Raw genomic sequence first — 24,801 nt, 5'->3', positions numbered from 1 at the left:
CGCCCCCTCTTTATTCAGCGGATATTCAGCCATCCCTGAAACATCCTGTTTGAGGTTTTACTGCCATGGTCCGTCGTACCAAAGAGGAAGCTCAGGAAACCCGCAGCCAGATCCTGGAAGCGGCCGAGAAAGCCTTTTATGAAAGGGGGGTTGCCCGCACCACCCTGGCGGACATCGCGACCCTCGCCGGCGTGACGCGTGGCGCCATCTACTGGCATTTCAGCAACAAGGCCGACCTGGTCCAGGCCATGCTCGACAGCCTGCACGAACCGCTGGATGAACTGGCCAAGGCCAGCGAAAGCGAGGACGAACCGGACCCGCTGGGCTGCATGCGGCAGTTGCTGATTCATTTGTTTCATCAAGTTGCACTGGACCCGAAAACCCGGCGCATCAACGAAATTCTGTTTCATAAGTGCGAGTTCACCGATGAAATGTGCGATCTGCGCCAGCAGCGCCGGACGGCCAGTCTCGATTGCAACGTGCGCATCGGCCTGACCCTGCGTAACGCGGTGAATCGCGGCCAGTTGCCGGAAGACCTCGACACTGCCCGCGCGGCCATCAGCATTCATGCCTACATCGACGGCCTACTGTACGGCTGGCTGCTGGCCCCGGACAGCTTCGAACTGCACGCCGAGGCTGAACGCTGGGTCGACACCGGGCTGGACATGCTGCGCCTGAGCCCAAGCCTGCGCAAATGAAACAAAATGCGCAATTGCCCGGCAGGATGTCAATCAGCCGCTATGGCCGATTATTGCGGTGGGGAGTTTAAACGTAGCCAGCCGTGGATTTTGTAGGGAAATTGTGTCGCTGTTGTGAAACGGTGTTCGCTGGCTCTTACCCTGCGCCAACAGCAAAAAGCCCCTGACTCTCACAAGTCAGGGGCTTTTTCATTTCTGCGCTACAGCGTGATTACAAGGTCGGATAGTCGATATAACCGACCGGACCCTTGCCGTAGAAAGTCTCCGGATGCGGCTCGTTCAACGGCGCATCGGCCTGCAAACGTGCCGGCAGGTCCGGGTTGGCAATGAACGGCACGCCGAACGCTACGGCGTCTGCCTTACCGCTGGCCAACCACTCGTTGGCGCTTTGCTTGGTGAACTTCTCGTTGGCAATGTACGGACCACCGAACGCTTCTTTCAGTTGCGGGCCGAGGCTGTCGGCGCCTTCTTTTTCGCGCGAGCAGATGAACGCGATGCCACGCTTGCCCAGTTCACGGGCGACGTAGGTGAAGGTCTCGGCAAGGTTGTCATCGCCCATGTCGTGGGAATCTGCACGCGGTGCCAGGTGCACACCAACGCGGCCCGCGCCCCAGACTTCGATCGCGGCGTCGGTCACTTCCAGCAGCAGGCGCGCACGGTTTTCCAGCGAGCCGCCGTACTGGTCGGTGCGCTGGTTGGTGCTGCTTTGCAGGAACTGGTCGAGCAGGTAACCGTTGGCGCCGTGGATTTCCACGCCGTCGAAACCGGCGGCCTTGGCGTTCTCGGCGCCGGTGCGGTAGGCGTCGACGATGTCGGCGATTTCAGCGGTTTCCAGAGCGCGCGGCGTTGGATAGTCGGCCAGTGGGCGCACCAGGCTGACGTGACCCTTGGGCTGGATGGCGCTTGGCGCGACCGGCGCTTCACCGTTCAGGTACGAAGGGTGAGAAATGCGGCCAACGTGCCACAGTTGCAGGAAGATCTTGCCGCCGGCGCCGTGAATCGCCTTGGTCACGTTGGCCCAGCCACGCACTTGATCGTTGGACCAGATGCCCGGGGTGTCCGGGTAGCCGACGCCCATCGGCGTTACCGAAGTGGCTTCACTGAGGATCAGGCCGGCCGAGGCGCGTTGTACGTAGTATTCGGCCATCAGCGCGTTCGGCACACGACCTTCGTCGGCGCGGCAGCGGGTCAGCGGGGCCATGATGATGCGGTTGTTCAGCTCGATGTCGCCGAGTTTGATCGGGTCGAAAATAGTCGCCATGTCTAAAAGCCTCGCTTTAATTAAGGAAGTTGATCAGTTGGAAGCAGGCGCCAGCTCGGCATTGCCGTTCTGGCGGAAGGTAATCAGGGTCACCAGCAGGGCAAGCACGGCCAGCGCCGCAGCGGCCAGTGGCACGCTGGTCAGGCCGTAGCCGTGGGCGATGACGCTGCCACCGACCCAGGCGCCGAGGGCGTTGCCAACGTTGAAGGCGCCGATGTTCAGGGTCGAAACCAGGTTCGGCGCAGCCTTGCCGAAGGTCACCACGTTGACTTGCAGCGCCGGCACAGCGGCGAAACACGCTGTGGCCCAGAGGAACAGGGTGATTTCAGTCGGGATCAGCGCAACGCTGGTCCAGCTCAGCACCGTGGAAACCACGGCCATGGCGATGAACACGCCGATCAGCGTGGCGGCCATGCCTTTGTCGGCGAGTTTGCCGCCGATGATGTTGCCGACCGTCAGACCGAGGCCGATGAGCATCAGTGTCCAGGTCACGCCACGCGGCGACACGCCAGTGACTTCACCGAGCAGTGGGGCGACGTAGGTGAACAGGGTGAACACCGAAGCGGCGAACAACGCGGTCATGCTCAGCGACAGCCAGATGCCGGCACCTTTGAGGGCAGCGAGTTCGGCGCGCATGTCGAGTTTTTCTTCGTCACGCTTGGCCGGCAGGAAGCGGATCAGGCCGATCAGCGCGATCACACCGATGACGGTCACCGCCCAGAAGGTTGAACGCCAGCCGGCTTCCTGACCCAATGCGGTGCCCAGCGGTACGCCGAGCACGTTGGCCAGGGTCAGACCGGTGAACATCAACGCCACCGCCGAGGCACGTTTGTTTGGCGCGACCAGATTGGCCGCCACCACCGAGCCAATGCCGAAGAACGCACCGTGACACAGCGCCGTGACCACCCGGGCAAACATCAGCACGTTGTAGTCGCTGGCGATGGCGCAGAGCAGGTTGCCGACAATAAAGATGCCCATCAACGCCACCAGCGCGGCCTTGCGCGGCAGCTTCGCGGTGGCCAGCGCCATGAACGGTGCACCGATGGCCACGCCCAGGGCGTAACCGGTGACCAGCCAGCCGGCGCCGGGAATCGACACGCCGAGGTCCGCCGCCACGTCGGGCAGCAGGCCCATGATGACGAACTCGGTGGTGCCGATGGCGAAAGCGCTCAGGGCGAGGATGAGAAGCGAAAGGGGCATGCAGGTTTCCTTGTCGGCTGGCTGACGTTAAGGGTCAGAGCTCTTTACTGAGGGTGCTGAGAAACGCCTGGATGACGTCCTCGTTACGTTTGAAAAAATGCCACTGCCCGGCCTTCTGGCTGCTGATCAGCCCGGCCCGTTGCAGGGTCGCCAGATGCGCGGAAACGGTCGATTGCGACAGGCCGCAACGCTGATCTATCTGCCCGGCACAGATGCCGTACTCGTGGTTGTGCAACTGCTCGGGGAATTCGCCTTTCGGGTCCTTCAGCCAGTTGAGGATGTCTCGCCGTACTGGGTGCGCCAGGGCTTTTATTATTTCGTCGAGGTCGAGGTTCATGGCTTGGGCTCGTGTTGGCAGTGGCGATATATCGCGATGGAGCGAACTTTAAATCGTTGGATCGCGATATACCAATATGAAAATGGTCTGAGGATCTTGTAAATCGCTATATCGGGTTATAACGATATGAGCGTGCCGGATGACCGAACGCAGTGCTAAGCTGCGCCCATGAACTATCTCGCGCATTTGCATCTCGGCGGCCAGCGCCCCGGTCAGTTACTCGGCAGCCTGTATGGCGACTTCGTCAAAGGTCGGCTGCAAGGCCAGTTCGACCCGGAAGTGGAGGCGGCGATTGCGCTGCATCGGCGCATCGACGTCTTCACCGATCGCCATCCACTGGTCGACATTGCTTTGGGGCGCTTTACCGAGACGCGGCGGCGCTATGCGGGGATAGTCCTTGATGTGTTTTTCGATCATTGCCTGGCGCGGGACTGGACGCTGTATGCCGACCGACCGCTGGAGCAGTTCACCGCAGACGTCTATCACGTGCTGTCCCGCGAACGACAGTTGCCGGAACGGCTGGCGAAGATCGCCCCGCACATGGTCGCCAACGACTGGCTGGGCTCGTATCGCGAATTCGAGGTGCTGGAGCAGGTGCTGCGCGGGATCTCGCGGCGCCTGACCAGGCCGGAGGAATTGGCCGGGGCCATGGCGGAGTTGCGGCGGTTGTATGAGCCGCTGAGTGAAGATTTCAGCCTGTTTTATCCGCAATTGCAGGATTTTGCGCAAAACTCTGATCCACTGAAGATCTGAATGTGGGAGCGAGCCTGCTCGCGAAGGCGGTGTCTCAGCCAATATAGATGCTGAATGGCACGCCGCCTTCGCGAGCAGGCTCGCTCCCACAGAGGATTTGTATTGGTTCAGGCGGCTATCAGGTTGCCTGTGCGACGCGGTTCGGCAGGTTTTGCGACCTCGCCAAACAACACCTTCTGCACCGCCTGCTGCGCTTCGAACGCCAGCGCCGCGCGCTCGCGGCCCTGACAGGCAATCGGCTTGAGCAGATGCACTTCGACGTCGCCGCAGTCATGGCTGAACAGGCGCATCAGGTGCGAGAGCAGGTCATCGTCACCAATGAACGGTGCGAGCGTGTCGATTTCGCCGTCACGCAGATAACGGATCGCCACCGGTTGCAGCATCACTTCGGAATCGATCGCCGCCGATAGCAGGCGACCATGAAAGGTGCGCAGCGAACGGCCATCGGTGGTGGTGCCTTCGGGGAACATCAGCAGCGCATGTTCGGTTTGCAGATGACGGGTCATCTGCTTGCGGATCAACTGGCTGTCGCCCGACCCACGGCGGATGAACAGGCTGCCGGCCTTGGCTGCGAGCCAGCCGGCCACCGGCCAGGTGCGCACTTCGGCCTTGGACAGAAACGACAGCGGCGTGAGCATGCCCAGCAGCGGAATGTCGGTCCACGACACGTGATTGCTGACCCACAGCATTGGCTGTTTTGGCAGCTCGCCCTGGACGCTCACGCGAAACGGCAGGGCATTGCTCAGCCGCGCCATGAAGAAGCGCGACCAGCGCTGGCGCCGCTCCATCGAGTGGGCCAGACCGATGCGTTCGAACACGCCGAAGACGCTGGCCATGGTCAGGCCCAGCGTCACCACCAGCAGCACTCGCGCGATTCGCGCGTACACCCGCAACCGGCTCATCACACCGCCGCCTTGAAGTGCTTGGCGTAGCGCGGGCAGAGTTCGTCGCGCTTGAGCAGGATGAACACGTCGGCGACCTGGAAGTCTTCGTCCCAGCACGGCTCGCCGCAGATCTTCGCACCGAGGCGCATGTAGGCCTTGAGCAGCGGCGGCATTTCGGCGATGACGTTGGACGGGATATCCAGCGTCGGCAGCGGATTTTTCGGCTCGGCGCGCAGGTGTTCGGTGCACAGGTAACGCTCGCGCAGACGCTGCATGATCGCGTGGGCCTGAATGCCGCCGTCCTGCATCGGAATACTCGCGCACCCCATCAGGTAGCTGTAGCCGCCCTGATTGAGCACTTCGGCCAATTCGCCCCAGAGCACGGCGATGGTGCCGCCGTTGCGGTACGCCGGATCGACGCAGGTGCGGCCGATTTCCAGAATCGGGCCTTGCAGGTGGGCGAGGCCGTGCAGGCTGAATTCTTCTTCGCTGTAGAACTTGCCGAGGCTGCTGGCGGCGGTGTGATCGAGCAGACGCGTGGTGGCGACCAGGCGCCCGGTGTTCAGATCACGCACGCCGATGTGGCTGCAGTGAACATCATAATCATCCATGTCCAGACCCAGTTCGGCGCCTTTGAGTTTGGCGTTGAACTCGCCACTGAAGACGGCGAAGCGCAGGGCCTGGGCTTGCTGCAAGGCTTCGGCGCCGATCAGGCGTTCGGCTTGCAGGCGGCGTTCATTGCCGGTGTCGCTGATGCGGGCGATTTGCGTCATGTGAATCTCCGTACGGGCCTTTAACCCGTCGTGGGTTGCAGCCGATCGACTTTCTTTATGCAGCCGTGTTGTGCAAAGTCAGGCTATGTAGCCCCGGTGTCATCGCCATGAACGTTCGGTGATGCTTATATGACAGCCCACAAGGAGGCGCCCATGCCCTGGACAGATCTGTTGCACCGCCGTGAACGCTTGCCCGCCGCTGCTGATCTGGCCGAGGGCTTTGCAACGTTGTTGCAGGCGCTGGGCAACGTCACGCCGTTTGAATTGGCGGTGGCCGGCGGGCGGCGAATGGCGACGCCGGGGCTGGCGTTTCTGGTCGGTTATCAGGCGGCGCTGCGCATGTTGTGGCCGAGCGCGCCGCTGAGCCTCGGCGCCTTGTGCGCGACCGAACAACGCAGCCTGCGTCCGGCCGACATGCAAACGCGGCTGAAAGATTTGCGCTTGAGCGGGCGCAAGGATTTCGTCACCGCCGGCGACACCGCCGACTGGTTATTGGTGGCTGCGCGCAGTGAGGAGCCGGGCGAAACACCGCGCCTGAGTCTGGCGGTGGTGTATCCCGGCGAGCCCGGCGTGAAGGTGGAAAAACTGCCGGCGTTACCGTTGATGCCGGACATCAGCCACGGCCGCCTGCATCTGGACGGCGCCCTGTGCGAACTGCTCGCCGGCGATGGCTGGGACGCCTACGTCAAACCGTTTCGCAGTCTTGAAGATGTCTACGTGCTCAGCGCCATGACCGCGTGGTTGTATGGCGTCGGCCAGGACAGCGACTGGCCGCAGGCCCTGCAATTGCGTTTGCTGGCGCTTCTGGCCGGGTGCGCCGAGGCCAGCCGGCAAGCGCCGAACAGTCCGGCCGGGCATGTAGTGCTGGGCGGGTTGTTTGCGCAGTTTGAAGCGCTGGCGGGGGAGGTAGATGAGGCGCTGGGCAATGGCCCGGCGGAGTGGGCGCAGATGTGGCAGCGGGACAAGGGCGTGATGCAGTTGGCGGCGGGGGCGAGGGCCAAGCGGTTGGCCAAGGCTTTGGCGGTGACCTGAGCGGTCCCTTCGCGAGCAGGCTCGCTCCCACAGGGACGGTATTCTTCAATTGAAATGCGATCAAACTGTGGGAGCGAGCCTGCTCGCGAAGGCGGCCTCAAGAACACCACACATCTGTCATAAACCCCGACTAGTCTCGACAGGTTCATTCCCAGAGCCCCCACCATGTTCAAAGGCCTGTCGCTGTTCCTGCTGCTGATCAGCCTCACCGTCCGCGCCGAACAATGGCCCGGCGAGCAGTGGCCGATCGGCTCGCCAATCAGCGGCCCGGCTGTCGAAGCGCTGGGAAGCTACGCCTTCGCACCCCGCAACGACGCCACCCGCGACGGCATCCGCACCGACGCCTTGCTGATCATCCACGACGGCCAGATCATCTACGAACGCTACGCCGGTCCGACCACCGAACAGACCCCGCACCTGACCTGGTCGATCAGCAAAAGTCTGCTGGCCACGGTACTTGGCGTGGCCTACGGCGAAGGCCGGTTCAAGCTCGACGATCCGGCGCTGAAGTTCTACCCGGCGCTGGAAAAACACCCGGCGATCACCCTCGGCCATCTGCTGAACTGGGCTTCCGGTCTCGATTGGCAGGAGGACTACGAATACGCCCCGCTGAAATCCTCGGTGGTGGCGATGCTCTACACCCGCGGCCATCGCGACATGGCCGCATTCACCGCCGCACACGACAGTTACGCCGCAGCGGGTCAGGCATTCCGCTATTCCAGCGGTGACAGCAATCTGCTCGCCGCCGCCCTGAAAACCATGGTCGGCCCAGAGCGTTACGCCGATTATCCGTGGACAGCATTGTTTGAGCCGTTGGGCATTCGCCATGCCGTGTGGGAAAGCGATGCCAGCGGCACGTTTGTCGCCTCGTCGTACGCCTATCTCACCGCGCGAGATCTGGCGCGGGTCGGTCTGCTGATGGCGCGCGGTGGGCGCTGGAATGATCGGCAATTGTTGCCCGAGGATTGGGTGACATTCAATCTCAAGCCCTTTGCCGGTTATAAGGCGCATCAGGACGAAGCCATGCCCGGCGGCCATTGGTGGCTCAATCGTCCTGTCGATGGTGCAACGTCGCCGTGGCCCGACGCACCGCCCGACACCTTCGCCGCCCTCGGCCACTGGGGCCAGGCGCTGTACGTGATGCCCAGCGAGAAACTGGTGATCGTGCGTTACGCCGATGATCGTGATGGCCGCTACCAGCACAATGAATTGCTCAAACGCGTGTTGCAGGCGGTGCGGCCATGAGGCGGTTTCTATTGTTGCTGTTGGTCGTGCTGCTCGGTTGGGGTTGGTATGAACGGGAAAACCTCTGGGCTTTCCCGGACATCATCAGCGCCTACACCGCCAAGGAATATTGCTCGTGTCGTTATGTGATGAACAACGACGCTGGGTATTGCCGTGGTTATGTGAAGCAATGGCTGCCAACCAGCGGTTTTACCGATGACGCTTCGAGCAAAACCATCACCGTCAGCGGCATGGGCCGCAGCAACAGCGCGCAGTGGCTGAGCGAACGCCAGGGCTGTCGCTTACAGCCTTGAATTATCTGGTCTCCCCTGTGGGAGCGAGCCTGCTCGCGAAATCGTCGCAAGCCGCAATACATGCTGTGCGGCGAGCATTGCATTCGCGAGCAGGCTCGCTCCCACAGGGCTTGCAATAACTTGGCGGGCGGTTAAGGTTCGTGCAGGTTTATCGCCCCCACGAGTGTTCAATGTTCAACCGCTCCCTCTATACAACCTTCGCCAGTCTGCTGTTGACCGCCGCTGCGCTGCCGGCCCAGGCCAATTGGTACCTGGACGGCGAGTCGTCGCGGCTGTCGTTCGTCAGCACCAAAAATGCCAGCGTGTCGGAAGTGCAGCGTTTTCTGGTGCTGCACGGCAAGGTCGACCCCAACGGTCGCGCCGAGGTCGAAGTCGAGCTCGAATCGATCAACAGCGGCATTCCCCTGCGCGATGAGCGCATGCGCAAGGAGCTGTTCCAGATCGAGCAATTTCCGGCAGCGACCATCACCACCCAGATCGATCTGCGCCCGATTAACGATCTGGCCCCCGGCGCGCAGTTGGAATTGCGCCTGCCGCTGACCGTCAGCCTGCACGGCAAGCAGCACGAATACCCGGCCGAGTTGCTCGCCACGCGTCTGGATGACCGGCGCTTTCAGGTGGTGACACTGGAGCCGCTGGTGATCAACGCCGAGGATTTCGATCTGGCGCCGGGCCTGGAAAACCTGCGCAAACTCGCCGATCTGTCGGCGATCAGTCTGTCGGTGCCGGTGGGTGCGGTGCTGATCTTCACGGCGCGCTGACATGCGCGGTGCGGTGTTCCCCTGGCGTGACGGCAACCGTTTCGAACTGTTGATCGACGGCCCGCAGTTCTTTCCGCGCATGCTTGAGCATATCGCTGGAGCTACAGAGCAGATCGAACTGGAGCTCTATCTGGTCGAGGCCGGCGCCTGCGCCGAAGCCATCGTCCAGGCGCTGGTCGCGGCGGCCGAGCGCGGCGTGCGCGTGCGTTGCCTGTTCGATGATTACGGCAGCCTCGCGTTCACGCTGCATCTGCGCCAGCGCCTGACTCAGGCCGGAGTCGAGCTGCGTTTCTACAATCGCCTGAGCTGGCGGCGCTGGGTCGGCAACTTCTATCGTGACCACCGCAAATTGCTACTGGTCGACCAATGCCTGGCAGTGGTCGGCGGCACCGGCGTGACCGATGAATTCTGGACGCCGGGCCATGATGTCAGCGAGTGGCACGAGGTGATGGTCGAGATCAGCGGCCCGTTGGTGATCGACTGGCAATTGCTTTTTGATCGCCAGTGGATCGCCAACCGTTACCGCCGCGCCTGGCGCCCGGCCGCGCATTTTGGTCTGCCACGTTTGCCGCGCGTGCCGGACAAGGGCGAGGGCATGGGCCGTGTGGCGTATGCCGACGCCCGCCAGCACCGCGACATTCTGCAATCGCTGTTTCGCGCGCTGAACAGCGGGCAAAAACGCATCTGGATGGCCACGCCGTACTTTCTGCCTACCTGGAAAATCCGTCGCTCGCTGCGCAAAGCCGCTGCACGCGGGGTCGATGTGCGGCTGTTGCTGACCGGGCCGCGCACCGATCACCCGTCAGTGCGCTACGCCGGGCATCGCTATTACCCGCGCCTGCTCAAGGCCGGGGTGCAGATCTTCGAGTACCAGCCGTGTTTCCTGCACCTGAAAATGGTTCTGGTCGACGAATGGGTAAGCATCGGTTCGTGCAACTTCGATCACTGGAATCTGCGTTTCAATCTGGAGGCAAATCTGGAAGCACTGGACCCGGCGTTGACGGCAGCGGTGGAGTCGAGCTTCGTGAAGGACTTCGGCTTGAGTCAGCTGGTGAGCCTGGAGGAATGGCAGCGCCGACCGTTGTGGCGGCGGGTCAAGCAGCGGGTGTGGGGCTGGGTGGATCGGTTGGTGGTGAATATTCTCGATAGACGCGGATAACCACGATTTTGAATACACCCTGAATCCAATGTGGGAGCGAGCCTGCTCGCGAAAGCGGTGTGTCATTCAGCAATTTTTTGTCTGAATGATCGCTTTCGCGAGCAGGCTCGCTCCCACAGTGTTTTGCAGTGTTGCTGCTGTTACAGCAGTTCAAAGCTCTGCTGCGTCACCGCCTGCGAATCCAGGCCGATCTGCACGTTGAACTTGCCGGGCTCGGCCGCGTATTTGAGCTGGGCGTTGTAGAACTTCAGGTCGTCCTCGGTGATGGTGAAGTGCACGACTTTCTGTTCGCCGGCCTTGAGCATGATCTTCTGGAAGTTCTTCAGTTCTTTCACCGGCCGGATCATCGAACCGGTGACGTCCTGGATGTACAACTGCACCACGGTTTCGCCGTCACGTTTGCCGGTGTTCTTGACCATGACGCTGGCGTCGAGCTTGCCGCTGGCGTTGAGGGTGGTCGATGACAGCGCCATATCGCTCAGGGCGAAGGTGGTGTAGCTCAGGCCATAACCGAACGGAAACAGCGGGCCGGTGGTGTCATCGAAATACTGCGAGGTGTAGTTGCCCGGTTTGCCCGGCGTGAACGGCCGGCCGATGCTCAGGTGGTTGTAGTAGGTCGGGATCTGGCCCACGGAACGCGGGAAGGTCACCGGCAGTTTGCCCGACGGGTTGTAGTCGCCGAACAGCACGTCGGCGATGGCGTTGCCGCCCTCGGTGCCGCTGAACCAGGTTTCCAGGATCGCATCGGCCGACTGGTTTTCTTCGAGAATCGTCAGCGGGCGGCCGTTCATCAACACCAGCACCAGCGGTTTGCCAGTGGCTTTAAGTGCGCGAATCAGTTCGCGCTGGGTTTCCGGGATGTTCAGGTCAGTGCGGCTCGAGGATTCGTGGGACATGCCACGGGACTCGCCGACTGCCGCGACGATTACGTCAGCATCCTTCGCTGCTTTCACCGCTTCGTCGATCAGCACGTTGGCCGGGCGCGGGTCATCGACCACTTCCGGGGCATCGAAGTTGAGGAAGTTCAGGTAGTCGAGGACCTTCTTGTCGCCCGTGATGTTGGCGCCACGGGCGTAGATCAGGTTGGCCTTGTCGCCGATTACCGAACTCATGCCATCGAACAAAGTGACCGATTGCGCCGGGCGCCCGGCGGCGGCCCAGCTGCCCATCATGTCGATCGGCGCTTTCGCCAATGGACCGACCAGCGCGATTTTCGCGTCTTTCTTCAGCGGCAGGGTTTCGTTGTGGTTCTTCAGCAGCACCAGACTGCGACGTGCCACTTCGCGGGCCTCGGCGCGGTGCAGGCGGCTCTCGGCGTAGGTATCGGCCGGGTCATCCTCGGCCTTGCCGATGCGCAGGTACGGGTCCTTGAACAGGCCCATGTCGTATTTGGCGGCGAGCACTTCGCGCACGGCGTTATCGATGTCTTTCTGTTCGATCTCGCCGGACTTGAGCAACCCCGGCAGCTCTTTGCCGTAGAGGGTGTCGTTCATGCTCATGTCGATGCCGGCCTTGATCGCCAGCTTCGCCGCTTCGCGACCGTCGCGAGCGACACCGTGCTTGATCAGTTCGAAAATCGCGCCGTGATCGCTGACTGCCAGGCCTTTGAAGCCCCAGTCCTTGCGCAGCAGGTCGTTCATCAACCAGGTGTTGGCCGTGGCCGGGATGCCGTTGATCGAGTTCAACGCCACCATCACACCGCCAGCACCGGCATCGATCGCGGCGCGGTACGGTGGCAGGTAATCCTGGTACATCTTCACCGGGCTCATGTCGACGGTGTTGTAGTCGCGACCGCCCTCGACCGCGCCGTACAGGGCGAAGTGCTTGACGCTGGCCATGATGCTGTCGGCGGCGCTCGGGGTCTCGCCCTGATAGGCCTTGACCATGACTTTGGCGATGCGCGAGGTCAGGTAGGTGTCTTCGCCGAAACCTTCGGAACTGCGGCCCCAGCGCGGATCGCGGGAGATATCCACCATCGGCGCGAAGGTGATGTCGAGGCTGTCGGCAGCGGCTTCTTTAGCCGCAACGCGACCGGACTGGCCGATGGCGTCCATGTCCCAGCTCGATGCGAGGGCCAGCGGAATCGGGAAAATCGTACGGTGACCGTGGATCACGTCGTACGCGAAAAACATCGGAATCTTCAGGCGACTGCGCATGGCCGCGTCCTGCATCGGACGGTTTTCCGCGCGGGTGATCGAGTTGAACGTGCCGCCGATATTGCCGCCGGCGATTTCCTTGCGGATCAGCTCGCGGGGCATTTCCGGGCCGATGCTGATCAGGCGCAACTGGCCGATCTTCTCGTCGAGGGTCATTTGTTTCATCAGGTTGCTGATGAAAGCGTCCTTGTTCTCCAAAGGTACCGGGGTCGTGGCGGCCAGTACCTGATGACTGGCCAGGCTGACGAACAGACCCAGCAAACACAGCTTCTTCATGAATTTTTTCTCTAGAGCCCAAACGGTGATGCAACACCGGCCAGCCAAAATGTAGGGAGCGACTATTGTTGTTCGGATACCGGCGCAAAATCCTGAGCCGGAAAACCGCAGCCGACAGCGGCAACGTGAACGCGAAGGGCACTTTTTAGCCGATTAGCCCGTCGCATGCCAGTGGCGGCGCCGATTATGCCCCAACCGCTGGCCGGGAATGCCCAGCGTTCGGTTTTTAAATCAAATGTGTCATGGAGCATCACTGCAATGAATATCAGCTCAACCTCCCGTTCACGGCTACAGATCGCCACGTTGCTGGTGTTCGCCACGCTGTTGACCGCGTGCGGCATCAACAATATCCCGACGCTCGACGAACAGGCCAAAGCCGCCTGGGGCCAGGTGCAGAACCAGTACCAGCGCCGTGCCGACCTGATCCCCAATCTGGTGGAAACCGTGAAGGGCTACGCGGCCCACGAACAGGAAACCCTGACCGCAGTCATTGAAGCGCGAGCCAAGGCCACCTCGATTCAGGTCGATGCCAGCACCCTCGACAATCCCGAGAAGCTCAAGCAGTTCCAGCAGGCACAGGATCAACTGACCGGCGCGTTGAGCCGTTTGATGGTGGTCTCCGAGCGCTACCCGGATCTGAAGGCCAACCAGAACTTCCTCGCCCTGCAATCGCAACTCGAAGGTACGGAAAACCGCATTGCCGTGGCCCGTCGCGATTTCATTCTGGCGGTGCAGAAGTACAACACCGAGATCCGCACTTTCCCCGGTCGCCTGTGGCACAGCGTGATGTACAGCGATCTGCCGATGCGCGAAACCTTCGAAGCCACCACGCCCGGCGCGGAGAAGGCCCCGGAAGTGAAATTCTGACTCGAGGTTGCCCATGCGTTTGTTGAAACTGGGCCTGGTGCTGATGCTGTGGCTGTTCGCCGTCAGCGCCCGGGCCGAATTGACGTTTCCGCCGCTGAGCGGGCGCGTGGTCGATCAGGCGCAGATGCTCGAGCCATCGATTCGCGCGCAACTGAGCCAGCAATTGCAGGCGCACGAGCAGGCCACCGGCGAGCAATTGGTGGTGGTCACGCTGCCGGATCTGCAGGGCACCACCATCGAGGATTTCGGCGTTCAGCTCGGTCGGCACTGGGGCATCGGCCAGAAGGACAAGAACAACGGCGCCTTGCTGATCGTCGCCCGTGACGAGCGCAAACTGCGCATCGAAGTCGGTTATGGCCTGGAGGATCGCCTGACCGATGCGCAGTCGTCGGTGATCATTCATCAGGTCATCACGCCGGCGTTCAAGGCCGGCAATTTCAGCAAAGGCATCAGCGACGGCGTTGCGGCGATGCTGGTGGTGCTCGGTGGCAATCCGCTGGACGAACCGTCGACCGTATACGAATCCAGCGGCGACCCGGCGGATGATTTCATCTCGCGGCACCCGGCGCTGTTCATGTTTCTGGTGATGTTGTTCATCCTGACGGTGTTTGTCTGCCAGATGCTCGGTATCCTGCCTGCCGGCCGGGGTGGCTCCGGAGGAGGGGGCGGCTTTGGCGGAGGCGGCGGATTTGGCGGCGGTGGCGGTGGCGGTGGCGGCTTCAGCGGTGGCGGGGGCAGTTTCGGCGGCGGCGGTTCGTCCGGCGGCTGGTGAGATCAAAAGAATAATGAGCAGGCACTTTTCGACATGGCATTACTGACTGAACACGAACAACGCAAAGTCGCCGAGGCTATCGCCCGGGTCGAGCGCGACACCGACGCCGAACTGGTCACGGTGCTCGCTGCCCGCGCCGACGATTATGCGTACATCCCGCTGCTCTGGGCCAGCCTGCTGGCGCTGGTGTTGCCGGGCATCGTCCACTACCTCACCGGTTGGCTGACCTTGCGCAGCCTGCTGCTGGTGCAATGGGGCATGTTCATCGTCCTCTGCCTGTTGTTCCGTCTGCCGAAAATCACCACCCATCTGGTGCCGCGCCGCGTGCGCCACTGGCGCGCCTCCAACCTGGCGCGGCGGCAGTTTCTCGAACAGAACCTGCACCACACCGTGGGCAGCACCGGCATGCTGATTTTTGTCTGCGAGGCTGAGCGCTATGTGGAGATTCTGGTGGACGAGGGGATTTCCAAACGGCTGGATAACAGCAACTGGGACGCGATTGTCGCGGCGTTTACCGAACAGGTCCGCGAAGGCCGCACGCTTGAAGGGTTTGTCACGTGCGTGGAGGCGTGTGGCGAGTTGTTGAAGGTGCATGTGCCGGTGACGCAGGTGAGGAACGAGTTGCCGAATCGGTTGGTGGTGTTGGGCTGATATGGCTTTTCACTTGAGCCCCAGACCCTCACCCCAGCCCTCTCCCGGAGGGAGAGGGAGCCGACCGAGGTGTCTTTTGCTCGACACCGACCTGAACGTCCGAGTCGACTATGGATTGAGAACCTGAGTTCGGCTCGTTTTTTCAGGTCGGCGTAGTTCTGGAGAACAGCGCGATCGGCCCCCTCTCCCTCCGGGAGAGGGCTGGGGTGAGGGGCTTCTGAACCGTTGGGTAAATAAGAGGGTGTCCTCAACCCCCATCCCCCCTAAAATACCCGCCATTCCTGATTCCGCCCGTCCGAGGCCGCTTGTCCATGTCCGTTTCCGCTTCTTCCGCGCCGTCCGCCAAACAGGCCGCCGATCACCACGCCCAGTTCATCGAGCTGCTGCAAAACAGCCTCGACGACAGCGGTTTAATAAAATTGGTGTTGGCCAAATACGTCGGTGAAGAGGCGGATCTGCAACGGGTCATCATCAAACCGGTGACGGTCAAGGCGCAGCCGTGCCTGTCATTCGTTTATCGCTACAAGACCCGCGACATCACCAAGAACCTGCCGCTGAGCGAAGGCGTGGCGCTGATTGCCGGTCTGCTGCCGACCTCGTTCAAAAATGCGCATTTACTGGCGTTGACCGACGAAGCGCAGCTGGAATACAGCAAAAAGGGCAAGAGTTCGCTGTTCAAGAGCAAGCCTCAGCAATTGCGTGAAGCGCCGTCCGCCGAGCACAACCGCGAGAAAAACCGCTTCCTCGAATTAAGTCGCCCGTTCCTCAAGGATCTGGGCGTGACCAATGCGCAGCACGAGCTGATCCCGGCGATGTCGCGCAAGTGGAAGCAGATCAACAAGTTCATCGAAGTGTTCAGCCATGCCCTGACCTCGTCGCCGCTGGCGCTGGACAAACCGGTGCGGGTCGCCGATTTCGGTTCGGGCAAGGGCTACCTGACGTTCGCCATTCACGACTACCTGCGCAACACGCTGAAGGCCGAGGGCGAAGTCACCGGCGTCGAGCTGCGCGAAGAAATGGTCAACCTGTGCAACGCCGCTGCGGCCAAGCTTGAGCATCCGGGGCTGGTGTTCAAGTGCGGTGACGTGCGCACAGTGGCGCCGAGTGAGCTGGACGTGATGATCGCCCTGCATGCCTGCGACATTGCCACCGATTACGCGATCCACACCGGCATCCGCTCGGGCGCGTCGATCATCATGTGCTCGCCGTGCTGCCATAAACAGATCCGCCTGCAGATCCAGAGCCCGGCGCTGCTCAAACCGATGCTGCAATACGGCTTGCACCTCGGCCAACAAGCGGAAATGGTCACCGACAGCTTGCGCGCGTTGTTCCTCGAAGCCTGCGGTTACGAGACCAAGGTGTTCGAATTCATTTCGCTGGAACACACCAACAAGAACAAGATGATTCTCGCGGTGAAACGCGCCGAACCGGTCGATCCGACGCAGTTGTTGGCGAAGATCGCAGAGCTCAAGGCGTTCTACCACATCAGCGAACACTGCCTGGAAACACTGCTGCGCGCTGACGGCTATATGCCTTAACAGGCAGCTGCAAGCTTCAAGCGGCAAGCTGCAAGTTGAAGCATGACGCTGGTGTGCCTGATTTGGGTGATCCTGCTTTTTCTTGCAGCTTGCAGCTTGCAGCTTGCAGCTCAATTTGGGTCTACCTTGAATACTCCCCAGACCTTTCCCCGAGGAGTTTTCCCATGGCCGCGAAAAAGATCCTGATGCTGGTCGGCGATTACGTCGAAGACTACGAAGTGATGGTGCCGTTCCAGGCCCTGCAGATGGTCGGCCACACGGTCCACGCCGTGTGCCCGGACAAGTCCGCTGGCAGCACCGTGCGCACCGCGATTCATGATTTCGAAGGCGATCAGACCTACAGCGAAAAACCCGGTCACTTGTTCGCCCTCAATTTCGATTTCGCCAAGGCCAGCGAAGCCGATTACGACGCGCTGCTGATCCCCGGCGGTCGTGCGCCGGAATACCTGCGGCTGAACGACAAAGTCCTCGAACTGGTGCGCGCGTTCGACAACGCCGGCAAGCCCATCGCAGCGGTCTGCCATGGCGCGCAATTGCTCGCGGCGGCGGGTGTGCTCGAAGGGCGTGAGTGCAGCGCGTATCCGGCCTGCGCCCCGGAAGTACGTCTGGCGGGCGGCACCTACATCGACATTGCGGTGACCGACGGCCATGTTCAGGGAAATTTCGCCACCGCTCCGGCGTGGCCGGCGCATCCTAAATGGCTGGCCGGTTTCCTCGGTCTGCTCGGTACGAAAATCAGCTTGTAGTCGGGGCAGGCGACAGATCGCAGACGCTGGTCTTTACTCTGAAGCGCGAAATCTCTCAATCGCCCGAGGAGAAACAGACATGTCCGGATGGTACGAAGTGAGCAAAAGCAGCAACGGCCAATTCAGGTTCGTGTTGAAAGCAGCGAACGCCGAAACGATTCTGACCAGCGAGCTCTACAGCACCCGCGCCGGTGCCGACGGTGGCATTGCCTCGGTGCAGGCCAACAGCCCGCATGACGAGCGCTACGAGAAAAAATCGACCAAGGACGGCCACCCGTACTTCAACCTCAAGGCGGCCAATCACCAGGTCATCGGCAGCAGCGAGTCGTATTCATCGGATGGCGCGTGCGACAAGGGCATTGCCAGCGTGAAGGCCAACGGGTCGACGAAAACCATCAAGGACAAGACCCTGCCTGTCCTCTGAAATCCGACATCAACCTGTGGGAGCGAGCCTGCTCGCGAAAGCGGTGTTCCAGTCACCTTTTGGATTGGCTGCCAGGCCGTCTTCGCGAGCAGGCTCGCTCCCACAGGTGACCGCATTCCATTGTGGGAGCGAGCCTGCTCGCGAAGGCGTCAGCCCGGCCAATATCAAACCTCAACCGGTACCGCCAATTTCGGACTGCCCAGCGCATGACTCTTGGCATCAAAGAACCGCAACTCAACTCCGGTACCTTCAAACACCTTGGCGTAGTGACGCTTCTGATGCTGGATGAATGCGGCACTGCGCGGATAAATCGAGATCGCCACGCATCTCGGTCTGGCCAGGCGCAGCGCCCGCACCAAGTGTGCATCCTGCTCGCCCAGCGCGTGGCCGAAGATGCACAGGCTGTCGCCATGGGCCAGTAACTGCTCGTAGCAGAACGACAGATAATCCGAGCTGCGGATGGTCTTTAGCTTATCGGCGCTCGGCCCTTCGGTGACGAACAGGGGCACGTCGTCCAGGGTTTTGATCGTGTTGTTGATGGCGAAACTGCCGAGCAGGGTGCCCTCGGTCGAGGTCAGTTTGCGTGCGGTGCCGTCCTGATTGCGCACCAGATGCAGCCCGCCGTGCAGGTACAGCAGGCGCGGTTTTTCGGTGGCGCTCTGGCTCAGATCGAAACTCGCGTCAGCGCCGTTGAACAGGTCGTCAATGGCCTCGCCCGGGTGTTGCAGCGCCCAGTAATTGAGCAGGTCGTAGTTGGTGGTGAACACCGTGCGATAGCTCGCCAGTTCTGCATTAAGCACCGTCAGTGTCGAAGGCTGCACCAGCCGCCACGGGATGTGCACCGCGTGCACGGTGTTGATCAGCGCTTCCTTGATCGCGTAATAGCGATTGCGCGGCGCCGCTGAACTGACCGCCAGCGCCTTGTTGACCCGGCTGGTGGTTTTCAGGGCGCCCAGCACTTGCTCGAAGCTGCGGGTTTGCAGCGCGTCGAATACCGCCAGTTCCGATGGGCTCAGCGGTTTCTCTTCGACCGTACGGGCGTTTTCGAACAGCGAGTCGTAGCCGAAGTCATCCCACACCGCGCGGCTGGCGCCATTGCCCACCAGCAAACCCTGGAAATCGTTCGCGGCGCGCAAGGCATTCCAGTCTTCGAGGGTGGCGTCGACATCGAGAAAATCGGTCATTGGGTGGGCGGTCTCAAAACAAAGGGCAGATGGACGGCGACTTTATCACGAGCGGACATTGAGCCAGATCAACATTGCTCGTGACCGATCGGTCGATCCTGTGTGCACCCGCCGAATCGAGGCAGTCGATCCGGCTCCAGTCAGGAGACACACGATGAGCAGCACCTTCTTCATTCCGGCGGTCAACATCATGGGCAGCGGCTGCCTCGACGAAGCCATGGTCGCGATTCGCAATTATGGTTTTCGCAAGGCGCTGATTGTCACCGACGCCGGGCTGGCCAAGGCTGGCGTGGCCGCAATGATCGCCGAGAAACTGGCGATGCAGGACATCGATTCGGTGATCTTCGATGGCGCCAGACCGAACCCGACCACGGCCAATGTCGAATCCGGGTTGGGGCTGTTGAAGGAAAGCCGTTGCGATTTTGTCGTGTCGCTGGGTGGCGGCTCGCCACACGATTGCGCCAAGGGCATCGCCCTGTGCGCAACCAATGGCGGGCAGATCGGCGATTACGAAGGCGTCGATCGCTCGAGCAAGCCGCAATTGCCGCTGATCGCCATCAACACCACCGCCGGTACTGCCAGCGAAATGACCCGCTTCTGCATCATCACCGACGAATCGCGCCACGTGAAAATGGCCATCGTCGACCGCAACGTCACGCCACTGCTGTCAGTCAACGATCCGGAACTGATGGTCGCGATGCCCAAAGGCCTGACCGCCGCCACTGGCATGGATGCGCTGACCCACGCCATCGAAGCCTACGTCTCGACCGCCGCCAACCCGATCACCGATGCTTGCGCGCTTAAAGCGATGAGCCTGATCAGCAGCAACCTGCGTCTGGCCGTGCGCGACGGCAGCGACCTGGCGGCGCGGGAGAACATGGCTTACGCGCAGTTCCTCGCCGGCATGGCGTTCAACAACGCCTCGCTCGGATTTGTCCACGCCATGGCGCATCAGCTCGGCGGCTACTACGACTTGCCCCACGGCGTCTGCAACGCTGTGCTGTTGCCGCATGTGCAGAGTTTCAATGCGCAGGTCTGCGCTGACCGACTCAGGGACGTCGCCCACGCCATGGGCGCGGATATTCGCGGTTTCAGCGCAGAAGAGGGCGCGCAGGCGGCCATCAATACCATTCGCAACCTTGCCAAAGACGTCGAGATTCCCGGCGGACTGCGCGAGCTGGGCGCGAAGCTCAGCGACATCCCTGTGCTCGCCGCCAATGCCTTGAAGGACGCGTGCGGACTGACCAATCCACGGGCAGCGGATCAGCGCCAGATCGAAGAGATTTTCCGTAACGCATTTTGAATGAAGGTGCGCAGGCGAGCGAAGTCGAACAGTCCTTCGCTCGCTTCTGCGACCACCGTAAAGGTGCGTACGCCCGCCCAGTTCGACGCGACGCCGTCCAATCGATGATTGACGGAAACTCTGTGTACTCGCGCACCGAGACCGGTCAGCTGTGTGAACCAGGTCATGTCAGGCCCAACCCTTACCTGAGCGAGGTGGCGACCGTCGTTCAGATCGACAATGTCGACGTAACCGCCTGCGCGAGGCACTCTTCCCTGGAATGTCACGACATCGCTGACCTGCTCGCTTTCCCCAGGCAAATTGATGACAGGGGCATCATCTGTTGCGTTGGCTCTGAATGAGCGAGGGGCGGACCACTCCGAGGCGGCGCCCGCTATCACGCGAGCACGGATCTGATGAAGTCCCGGAGCGATTTCTTCGAAAACATCAACTGTCCAGCGTTCGTCGCTACCGATGGGGCCTGAAGCGTAATGGAAGTTTTCCCCGGCATCCCATATCTCGATCAAACCACCCGCCGGCCCCGTTCCGAACAGTACGGGACGGCGTGCGGTTTTACCGCCCTCAAAAGGAAATACGATCGTCGGAAGCCCCGGCCGGGCGTCCGTTGGATGTCCGCTACTCATGACCGGTTTGCTCATTCAGAAATGATGAATGAACAGGTTTACAGATTTTAACCGGTTTTGGACCTGTAAGAACTACCAGTTTTTTAGACTTGGTTGGTTGGACGTCAATAGCCTTAAGTTCTAAAAAACTGTCATTTATGTCAGTTGTTCAACATGGCTTCTTCGGGTCGAATGCTCTGAACAAGGGGGTCGACGTCGATCTCTTGAAGAGAATACGAACATGTCGAAATCCCCCGCGCCAAAGGCACCTAAAGCACAGTCAGCCGGAGAGCTGGATGAGCTTTTTGGTTTGCGAACCCTGAAATTTCCCGGGGCGAGCAAAACCATCAGCAAAGGCGTGGCGATCACTCCTTCAGGGAAGATCATGGTCAGCGCAACCGTTGAGCGATCAGGTCATTCGTACTACGGTCTTGCGCGTCTGGATGCCAATGGAAATCCGGATTCGAGCTTCGGTGAGGCCGGCTATCTGACTGGCCACTTTGGTACACCTCTGCTCTCGCAAGGCGGACACTTGCTAGTGGATGCGGACGATGGGCTGATCTGGATGTGTGGGGTGATTGGCATCATCGAGGACGAGGTCATTAAACTCCACCAGGTCATCGCCCGGTTCTTGCCCGACGGCTCGCCGGACATCGCGTTCGGCGACGACAGGAGCGGCTACCAGATTGTGCCTACGCGTATCCCTTTGTTGTCCGGTGCCACGCATGGGCGATTTATTCTGACGAAATCTACCCCGCAGGTTGAAGGGGCGGACGGGCTGCTTTTCGTGACGTCTCAAAACGGTAGTGGTTTGTTGACGCGGTTGCTTCGCGGTGGCGCGAATGATCCATCGTTCGCTGACAAAGGCTGGCTGGTCCTGACGCTGCCTAAGGTAGCCATTTCATTGTCGGGGATCATTCAGCTCGCCAACGGGCTGATTCTGGTGCATGGCAAAATCGAAGTTACCAATCAGGGATTGGTCATGGCATTCGACAGCAGCGGAAACGTCGCAGAACAGTTTGGCGACAAGGGAGTATTGGTGCTGAACATCCAAAGGGATGGCAAACCGCTCGAAAGCCACGTGGAGAACATCGTTGCGCAAACGGCAGAGCGCCTGCTGCTGCTCGGTTCGGCGGTCGAATCAACGCAAGGTATGAAGCTCCAGCATGGTGTGATCAGCGGTATCACCGACGCCGGTCAGATGGATACAGCGTTCGAGAATCCTGTGATCACCCCCGCAATACAGACACTCGATCTCAGGAGTTGGAAGGCAGGCTTCGCGCTGAATGATATCGACGACGGACGGATCGTCGCGGTCGGGCAAACCTCGGGCAATTCACGAGGCTTGCTGACGGGAGGTTTTGAGGTCGACGGCGCGGTGGATGATTCTTTTGATATCGAAGGCGCGAAGGACATTTCGTGGCCTGCCATCGATGCCTGCTTGCAAGGCTCATCCATCCTGGTTTTGGGCCGCAAAGACGACAGCGCGCAGTTGGTTCGCTTGCTGACCGCGGCCATCACAAAACCCGCACAACGCCGTCGCCGATAATCGATTCAAGGTAAAGCTCGCAACGCGTTCTAACGGATGTCTCCCCTCGGCGTGAACCGCACGCACAGCATCGCGCCCACTGCCAGTAACACGCACAGCAGCGACAACGGCCAGGCTTGGGGGCTGGCGATCAGGCTGGCCATCGCGCCAATGATCGCCGCCATCAACTGATGGATAAAACCGCTCAACGCCATCGCATAAGCCCCGGCGATCGGTGCGCCATAGTTGGCGCGAGACAGGCTGATCGGGTAGTTCAAGGATTGGCCAAACACTGCCACGCAATAGGGCAGCCAAAACAGAATGGCGATGGAGCTGGCCGTCAAGCTTCCCAGCAACATCACGCCACTGCCCGCCAAGACCATACCGACGCCAATGGTCATCAACCGCGCCTGACCGGTACGCACGACGAAGCGGTTAACAGCCAGTGCGCCGAGAAAATACGCCGCGCTGATCGGCCAGCCGAGCAGTCCGTAATCCACCGTCGACCACGCGAACGGCCCCTGCAAAATCAGCGGTGCGGCAGTGTTGAAAGCGATGATCACGCCGTAGCCCAAACCACCCGCGAGAGCCGGAAGAAGAAACGTCCGGTGCAACGCAATCCGTCGATAAGCGGACCAGGATGAGGTGCTGACGGGTTCGTCAGTCATCGAAGGGAAAGTCACTCGCGAGACAATCACCGCCATCAACAGGCACGTCACACCGAGCAAGTAGAAGATCGCCTGCCAGCCCAGCGTCACCTCGATGAGCGAGCCCAGATATTGGCCGATACCCAGCGCCACCACGAACGATATCGAAATCCACGACAGCGCCTTGGCGAGGAGATCGCCGCGAAAGCTGTCGCGGATCAGCACCCGCGCCATCACCGAAATACCGCTGGCACCCACGCCTTGCAACAATCGCAGCAGCAAAAACGATTCAAGCGTCGAACCCGTCGGTAACGCCAGATTGCTCAACCCATAAATAACCAGCGCTGCCAGCAACACCGGTTTGCGTCCGATGCGCTGCGCCAGACTGCCCCAGAACAACATCGGCAGCGCCATACCGATAAGGTACAGCGACAACCCCCACGCCACCTGCGCAGGTTCGGCGCGCAGATAAACGGCAATCTCCGGCAGCGCCGGCAGATAAATACTCATGCCCAGTTGGGCGAGGAAAACCGTGCTGCAGGTGATCAAAAGGGTGACGCGGGCGTTCATGGCTCATCCCTGTTCAGTCGCTTGTTGCCCTGCATTACGGATCCACCGCTGGTGCAAAGACTTTACAAAGCAAAAAGTCCGGAATAAATCGGCGGTTTCCGTCATTCCTGAGAGGCGGCGCAGTTTAGTTTGTAGGGCGAAACCATGAAAGTCTTCGGACTGTTCACATGTCTGACTAAAACGAAAACCGGGCTATCCTGCCGATTCAAATCACTCAGTACTCGAGCTTCCCATGCTGCAAAAAAGCCTGATCCGCCGTCTCGACCTGATCACTCTGCAACTGTTCGTCGCCGTCCACGAGGAAGGCACGTTGACCCGTGCGGCTGCGCGCGAAGCCATCGCGGTGTCGGCGGCCAGCAAACGTCTGATGGAGTTGGAGGAGGCGCTGGGCATCGCTTTGTTCGTGCGCCAGGCCAAAGGCATGATCCTCACGCCGGCCGGTGAAACCCTGCTGCACCATGCGCGGCAGATGCTCTTCAACGTAGAAAAAATGGGCCTGGAGCTGGGTGAGCACAGCCACGGTGTGCGCGGTTACGTGCGCATGCTGGCCAATCTGTCGGCGATCATTCAGTTCCTGCCTGAAGACTTGCGTGACTTCTCGGCGCAGCATCCGCAGGTCAAGACCGACCTTGAAGAACGCCCCAGCGCCGGGGTGATTCAGGGTGTGCTCGATGGCGTCGCCGACCTCGGCATTTGCTCTGAGGACAGCGACACCAAAGGCCTGCACAGCGTGTTGTACCGTCAGGACAAACTGGTGGTGGTGATTCTGCCGGAGCATCCGTTGGCTACCTGCGAATCGGTGACTTTCAGTGAAACCCTCGACAGCGACTACGTCGGCTTGCACGCAGCCAGTTCGATCAACATGCGTACCCATGCGGCGGCGCGGCAGGCCGGCAAAGTCCTGCGCATCCGCATTCATGTGCCGGGATTCGATGCGGTGTGCCGGATGGTCCAGGCGAACATGGGCATCGGCATTCTGCCGCAGCGAGCCTATGAGTTGTTCGGTCAGGCGCTGGGCTTGCGCGCGGTGCCGCTGACCGATGCCTGGGCGGATCGCGCGCTGATTGTGGTGGTGCGCGATGAGGCGGGGTTGTCGCCGGTGAGCCGGATGTTGTTTGAGCATTTGCGCGGGCGGTAGATC

The 24,801-nt window shown here is 60.9% G+C and carries 25 protein-coding genes; 16 read left to right on the top strand and 9 right to left on the bottom strand.

What is annotated here, in order from left to right:
* Positions 1 to 65 precede the first annotated feature (65 nt).
* Positions 66 to 698, top strand: coding sequence for an efflux system transcriptional repressor EmhR (gene emhR / locus ND528_RS15795; protein WP_024011948.1), 633 nt, complete (start codon positions 66 to 68; stop codon positions 696 to 698).
* A gap of 211 nt (positions 699 to 909) precedes the next feature.
* Here emhR and ND528_RS15790 read toward each other — a convergent pair whose 3' ends face one another.
* From ND528_RS15790 to ND528_RS15780, 3 genes are read right to left on the bottom strand one after another with little or no spacing between them, the layout of a single operon-like run.
* On the bottom strand, positions 910 to 1,959 hold the full coding sequence (locus tag ND528_RS15790) for an alkene reductase (RefSeq protein WP_263470686.1): 1,050 nt from the start codon (positions 1,957 to 1,959) through the stop codon (positions 910 to 912).
* 33 nt (positions 1,960 to 1,992) lie between these two features.
* Complete coding sequence (locus tag ND528_RS15785; protein WP_016771328.1) at positions 1,993 to 3,159, bottom strand: MFS transporter; 1,167 nt, start codon at positions 3,157 to 3,159, stop codon at positions 1,993 to 1,995.
* Positions 3,160 to 3,193: 34 nt separating this feature from the next.
* On the bottom strand, positions 3,194 to 3,496 hold the full coding sequence (locus tag ND528_RS15780) for an ArsR/SmtB family transcription factor (RefSeq protein WP_016771327.1): 303 nt from the start codon (positions 3,494 to 3,496) through the stop codon (positions 3,194 to 3,196).
* Between the two features lie 168 nt (positions 3,497 to 3,664).
* Here ND528_RS15780 and ND528_RS15775 point away from each other — a divergent pair, with 168 nt between their 5' ends.
* Positions 3,665 to 4,249, top strand: a complete 585-nt coding sequence (locus ND528_RS15775) for an acyl carrier protein phosphodiesterase (protein ID WP_122505777.1) — start codon at positions 3,665 to 3,667, stop codon at positions 4,247 to 4,249.
* A 107-nt stretch (positions 4,250 to 4,356) separates the two neighbouring features.
* Here ND528_RS15775 and ND528_RS15770 read toward each other — a convergent pair whose 3' ends face one another.
* Both ND528_RS15770 and olsB read right to left on the bottom strand, forming a co-directional pair.
* A complete protein-coding gene (locus tag ND528_RS15770) occupies positions 4,357 to 5,151 on the bottom strand; it encodes a lysophospholipid acyltransferase family protein (RefSeq protein ID WP_263470685.1) in 795 nt (264 codons plus the stop codon).
* The gene (gene olsB, locus ND528_RS15765) at positions 5,151 to 5,906 is read right to left on the bottom strand and encodes an L-ornithine N(alpha)-acyltransferase (protein WP_016771324.1); all 756 of its coding nucleotides are present in this window, start codon (positions 5,904 to 5,906) and stop codon (positions 5,151 to 5,153) included. The genes ND528_RS15770 and olsB overlap by 1 nt, the downstream gene beginning before the upstream one ends.
* 153 nt (positions 5,907 to 6,059) lie before the next feature.
* Between olsB and ND528_RS15760 the strand changes: the two genes are divergently transcribed.
* The 5 genes from ND528_RS15760 to ND528_RS15740 all read left to right on the top strand — a co-directional run bounded on the left by ND528_RS15760 (position 6,060) and on the right by ND528_RS15740 (position 10,396).
* Positions 6,060 to 6,938, top strand: coding sequence for an acyl-CoA dehydrogenase family protein (locus tag ND528_RS15760; protein WP_263470684.1), 879 nt, complete (start codon positions 6,060 to 6,062; stop codon positions 6,936 to 6,938).
* Between the two features lie 165 nt (positions 6,939 to 7,103).
* Positions 7,104 to 8,183 carry a serine hydrolase domain-containing protein gene (locus tag ND528_RS15755; RefSeq protein ID WP_263470683.1) on the top strand — a complete coding sequence of 360 codons (1,080 nt, stop codon included), beginning with the start codon at positions 7,104 to 7,106 and terminating at the stop codon, positions 8,181 to 8,183.
* Positions 8,180 to 8,476, top strand: a complete 297-nt coding sequence (locus ND528_RS15750) for an amidase (RefSeq protein ID WP_263470682.1) — start codon at positions 8,180 to 8,182, stop codon at positions 8,474 to 8,476. The genes ND528_RS15755 and ND528_RS15750 overlap by 4 nt, the downstream gene beginning before the upstream one ends.
* A gap of 170 nt (positions 8,477 to 8,646) precedes the next feature.
* Positions 8,647 to 9,237, top strand: a complete 591-nt coding sequence (locus ND528_RS15745; RefSeq protein WP_039762684.1) for a YceI family protein — start codon at positions 8,647 to 8,649, stop codon at positions 9,235 to 9,237.
* Between the two features lies 1 nt (position 9,238).
* A complete protein-coding gene (locus tag ND528_RS15740; RefSeq protein WP_137215383.1) occupies positions 9,239 to 10,396 on the top strand; it encodes a phospholipase D-like domain-containing protein in 1,158 nt (385 codons plus the stop codon).
* Between the two features lie 140 nt (positions 10,397 to 10,536).
* On the opposite strand, the gene bglX is transcribed toward ND528_RS15740, so the two are convergent.
* Positions 10,537 to 12,828, bottom strand: a complete 2,292-nt coding sequence (bglX, locus tag ND528_RS15735) for a beta-glucosidase BglX (protein ID WP_263470681.1) — start codon at positions 12,826 to 12,828, stop codon at positions 10,537 to 10,539.
* A 258-nt stretch (positions 12,829 to 13,086) separates the two neighbouring features.
* Between bglX and ND528_RS15730 the strand changes: the two genes are divergently transcribed.
* The 6 genes from ND528_RS15730 (at position 13,087) to ND528_RS15705 (ending at position 17,826) form a co-directional block, all read left to right on the top strand.
* Entirely contained in the window at positions 13,087 to 13,695 is a 609-nt protein-coding gene (locus tag ND528_RS15730; RefSeq protein WP_024011957.1) for a LemA family protein, read from the top strand.
* Positions 13,696 to 13,708: 13 nt separating this feature from the next.
* Positions 13,709 to 14,467, top strand: coding sequence for a TPM domain-containing protein (locus ND528_RS15725; protein ID WP_263470680.1), 759 nt, complete (start codon positions 13,709 to 13,711; stop codon positions 14,465 to 14,467).
* Positions 14,468 to 14,500: 33 nt separating this feature from the next.
* The gene (locus tag ND528_RS15720; RefSeq protein ID WP_056783438.1) at positions 14,501 to 15,118 is read left to right on the top strand and encodes a TPM domain-containing protein; all 618 of its coding nucleotides are present in this window, start codon (positions 14,501 to 14,503) and stop codon (positions 15,116 to 15,118) included.
* A 311-nt stretch (positions 15,119 to 15,429) separates the two neighbouring features.
* Positions 15,430 to 16,656, top strand: a complete 1,227-nt coding sequence (locus ND528_RS15715) for a class I SAM-dependent methyltransferase (RefSeq protein WP_263470679.1) — start codon at positions 15,430 to 15,432, stop codon at positions 16,654 to 16,656.
* Positions 16,657 to 16,820: 164 nt separating this feature from the next.
* Positions 16,821 to 17,402: a DJ-1/PfpI family protein gene (locus ND528_RS15710; protein ID WP_263470678.1), complete on the top strand. Its 582-nt coding sequence runs from the start codon at positions 16,821 to 16,823 to the stop codon at positions 17,400 to 17,402.
* Between the two features lie 79 nt (positions 17,403 to 17,481).
* Positions 17,482 to 17,826, top strand: a complete 345-nt coding sequence (locus ND528_RS15705) for a YegP family protein (RefSeq protein WP_212615479.1) — start codon at positions 17,482 to 17,484, stop codon at positions 17,824 to 17,826.
* A gap of 164 nt (positions 17,827 to 17,990) precedes the next feature.
* On the opposite strand, the gene ND528_RS15700 is transcribed toward ND528_RS15705, so the two are convergent.
* The gene (locus ND528_RS15700; protein WP_263470677.1) at positions 17,991 to 19,010 is read right to left on the bottom strand and encodes a DUF4917 family protein; all 1,020 of its coding nucleotides are present in this window, start codon (positions 19,008 to 19,010) and stop codon (positions 17,991 to 17,993) included.
* A gap of 154 nt (positions 19,011 to 19,164) precedes the next feature.
* Here ND528_RS15700 and yiaY point away from each other — a divergent pair, with 154 nt between their 5' ends.
* Positions 19,165 to 20,313, top strand: coding sequence for an L-threonine dehydrogenase (gene yiaY, locus ND528_RS15695; protein WP_263470676.1), 1,149 nt, complete (start codon positions 19,165 to 19,167; stop codon positions 20,311 to 20,313).
* Here yiaY and ND528_RS15690 read toward each other — a convergent pair.
* Positions 20,274 to 20,951 carry a hypothetical protein gene (locus ND528_RS15690; RefSeq protein WP_263470675.1) on the bottom strand — a complete coding sequence of 226 codons (678 nt, stop codon included), beginning with the start codon at positions 20,949 to 20,951 and terminating at the stop codon, positions 20,274 to 20,276. The two genes, yiaY and ND528_RS15690, sit on opposite strands and share 40 nt — an antisense overlap.
* A gap of 205 nt (positions 20,952 to 21,156) precedes the next feature.
* Here ND528_RS15690 and ND528_RS15685 point away from each other — a divergent pair, with 205 nt between their 5' ends.
* The gene (locus tag ND528_RS15685; protein WP_263470674.1) at positions 21,157 to 22,464 is read left to right on the top strand and encodes an NHL repeat-containing protein; all 1,308 of its coding nucleotides are present in this window, start codon (positions 21,157 to 21,159) and stop codon (positions 22,462 to 22,464) included.
* A 29-nt stretch (positions 22,465 to 22,493) separates the two neighbouring features.
* On the opposite strand, the gene ND528_RS15680 is transcribed toward ND528_RS15685, so the two are convergent.
* The gene (locus ND528_RS15680) at positions 22,494 to 23,660 is read right to left on the bottom strand and encodes an MFS transporter (RefSeq protein ID WP_263470673.1); all 1,167 of its coding nucleotides are present in this window, start codon (positions 23,658 to 23,660) and stop codon (positions 22,494 to 22,496) included.
* Between the two features lie 232 nt (positions 23,661 to 23,892).
* Here ND528_RS15680 and ND528_RS15675 point away from each other — a divergent pair, with 232 nt between their 5' ends.
* Complete coding sequence (locus tag ND528_RS15675; RefSeq protein WP_263470672.1) at positions 23,893 to 24,798, top strand: LysR family transcriptional regulator; 906 nt, start codon at positions 23,893 to 23,895, stop codon at positions 24,796 to 24,798.
* Positions 24,799 to 24,801 lie beyond the last annotated feature (3 nt).

Source organism: Pseudomonas mercuritolerans, from assembly GCF_025706525.1.
Classification (GTDB): domain Bacteria; phylum Pseudomonadota; class Gammaproteobacteria; order Pseudomonadales; family Pseudomonadaceae; genus Aquipseudomonas; species Aquipseudomonas mercuritolerans.
The sequence above is the reverse complement of the archived record's forward strand: the minus strand, read 5'-3'. Positions and strand labels throughout refer to the sequence as shown.

Coding starts and splice junctions, on each gene's coding strand:
- emhR (WP_024011948.1), top strand. CDS start 66: ATGGTCCGTCGTACCAAAGAGGAAGCTCAGGAAACCCGCAGCCAGATC.
- ND528_RS15790 (WP_263470686.1), bottom strand. CDS start 1,959: ATGGCGACTATTTTCGACCCGATCAAACTCGGCGACATCGAGCTGAAC.
- ND528_RS15785 (WP_016771328.1), bottom strand. CDS start 3,159: ATGCCCCTTTCGCTTCTCATCCTCGCCCTGAGCGCTTTCGCCATCGGC.
- ND528_RS15780 (WP_016771327.1), bottom strand. CDS start 3,496: ATGAACCTCGACCTCGACGAAATAATAAAAGCCCTGGCGCACCCAGTA.
- ND528_RS15775 (WP_122505777.1), top strand. CDS start 3,665: ATGAACTATCTCGCGCATTTGCATCTCGGCGGCCAGCGCCCCGGTCAG.
- ND528_RS15770 (WP_263470685.1), bottom strand. CDS start 5,151: ATGAGCCGGTTGCGGGTGTACGCGCGAATCGCGCGAGTGCTGCTGGTG.
- olsB (WP_016771324.1), bottom strand. CDS start 5,906: ATGACGCAAATCGCCCGCATCAGCGACACCGGCAATGAACGCCGCCTG.
- ND528_RS15760 (WP_263470684.1), top strand. CDS start 6,060: ATGCCCTGGACAGATCTGTTGCACCGCCGTGAACGCTTGCCCGCCGCT.
- ND528_RS15755 (WP_263470683.1), top strand. CDS start 7,104: ATGTTCAAAGGCCTGTCGCTGTTCCTGCTGCTGATCAGCCTCACCGTC.
- ND528_RS15750 (WP_263470682.1), top strand. CDS start 8,180: ATGAGGCGGTTTCTATTGTTGCTGTTGGTCGTGCTGCTCGGTTGGGGT.
- ND528_RS15745 (WP_039762684.1), top strand. CDS start 8,647: ATGTTCAACCGCTCCCTCTATACAACCTTCGCCAGTCTGCTGTTGACC.
- ND528_RS15740 (WP_137215383.1), top strand. CDS start 9,239: ATGCGCGGTGCGGTGTTCCCCTGGCGTGACGGCAACCGTTTCGAACTG.
- bglX (WP_263470681.1), bottom strand. CDS start 12,828: ATGAAGAAGCTGTGTTTGCTGGGTCTGTTCGTCAGCCTGGCCAGTCAT.
- ND528_RS15730 (WP_024011957.1), top strand. CDS start 13,087: ATGAATATCAGCTCAACCTCCCGTTCACGGCTACAGATCGCCACGTTG.
- ND528_RS15725 (WP_263470680.1), top strand. CDS start 13,709: ATGCGTTTGTTGAAACTGGGCCTGGTGCTGATGCTGTGGCTGTTCGCC.
- ND528_RS15720 (WP_056783438.1), top strand. CDS start 14,501: ATGGCATTACTGACTGAACACGAACAACGCAAAGTCGCCGAGGCTATC.
- ND528_RS15715 (WP_263470679.1), top strand. CDS start 15,430: ATGTCCGTTTCCGCTTCTTCCGCGCCGTCCGCCAAACAGGCCGCCGAT.
- ND528_RS15710 (WP_263470678.1), top strand. CDS start 16,821: ATGGCCGCGAAAAAGATCCTGATGCTGGTCGGCGATTACGTCGAAGAC.
- ND528_RS15705 (WP_212615479.1), top strand. CDS start 17,482: ATGTCCGGATGGTACGAAGTGAGCAAAAGCAGCAACGGCCAATTCAGG.
- ND528_RS15700 (WP_263470677.1), bottom strand. CDS start 19,010: ATGACCGATTTTCTCGATGTCGACGCCACCCTCGAAGACTGGAATGCC.
- yiaY (WP_263470676.1), top strand. CDS start 19,165: ATGAGCAGCACCTTCTTCATTCCGGCGGTCAACATCATGGGCAGCGGC.
- ND528_RS15690 (WP_263470675.1), bottom strand. CDS start 20,951: ATGAGCAAACCGGTCATGAGTAGCGGACATCCAACGGACGCCCGGCCG.
- ND528_RS15685 (WP_263470674.1), top strand. CDS start 21,157: ATGTCGAAATCCCCCGCGCCAAAGGCACCTAAAGCACAGTCAGCCGGA.
- ND528_RS15680 (WP_263470673.1), bottom strand. CDS start 23,660: ATGAACGCCCGCGTCACCCTTTTGATCACCTGCAGCACGGTTTTCCTC.
- ND528_RS15675 (WP_263470672.1), top strand. CDS start 23,893: ATGCTGCAAAAAAGCCTGATCCGCCGTCTCGACCTGATCACTCTGCAA.